The organism is Mesorhizobium sp. M4A.F.Ca.ET.022.05.2.1 (assembly GCF_003998845.1).
Classification (GTDB): domain Bacteria; phylum Pseudomonadota; class Alphaproteobacteria; order Rhizobiales; family Rhizobiaceae; genus Mesorhizobium.
This window is the reverse complement of the sequence record NZ_RZOJ01000791.1, coordinates 1-754: the sequence shown is the minus strand read 5'-3', so window position 1 is coordinate 754 and position 754 is coordinate 1. Positions and strand designations below refer to the sequence as shown.

General features: G+C 67.8%; 1 protein-coding gene and 1 pseudogene. Both read right to left on the bottom strand.

Features of this window, described 5'->3' with window-relative positions; all coding sequences use genetic code 11:
* Positions 1-351 (bottom strand): ferrochelatase (locus EN745_RS35440; RefSeq protein ID WP_189363279.1); only part of this gene is annotated, 351 nt, incomplete at its 3' end.
* Positions 352-510: 159 nt separating this feature from the next.
* Positions 511-754, bottom strand: a pseudogene (locus EN745_RS35435) (LysM peptidoglycan-binding domain-containing protein); the annotation flags it as partial.

Below are 754 nucleotides of genomic sequence, written 5' to 3'. Positions count from 1 at the left end.
AAGCGACTTGGCGAGCTTCTCCGCCTGGGCGCGCGTAAAGGTGCGCAGCGGCGACTCGTTCTTCTCCCGGTTCCAGATCCTGGCGTAGTTGGCGCCCGATTTCTTCGGCCGTGTCGTCAGCACCAGCCCGTAGAGGATCGGATACCAGATCGCCTTATTGAGCTCGATGACGCGCGGGTCGGAGAGGAATTCCCTGAGGTAGCGCCACATCGGCTTGAACTCGGTGCCGTCGGGCGTGCCGAGATTGATCAGCATGACGCCGACCTTGCCGGCCTTGACCCGCACGGAACCCGCCGGCAGCGGGCCGGCGGTCTTCGCGGCTTTGGGGTCGAGTGGGCTGGACAGCGTCATCAGGATCTCCGGGAACCGCGAAACCGGCGGTGGCGCGGCGAAACTAACGATGCGGCGGCGGTTTTCAATGCTGCGTCTGGCCGCACCTCGCGGCGCCCTGGCCCGAAAGCAGAAGCCCGCCCGTTGCCCGGGCGGGTCTCCGACCTGCCGCGGCAGGAGCTATTTCGCCGCGGGCGGGATGGTGAGCGTCCCGCCGATCGGCAGCCGATGCGGCTCGTAATCCTTGTTGGCGCCCGAGATCAGCTTCCACTTGGTGGCGTCGCCATAGGCCTTCTTCGCCAAATCCCAGAAGGTGTCGCCGGCGACGATGACATGGCTGGCTTCTGGAGGCGTCGCCTCGGCCGGCTTTGCCGGCTCGGCAGCCGGGGCAGGGGCCGCTTCCGCGGGCTTGGCGGGGTCCGCC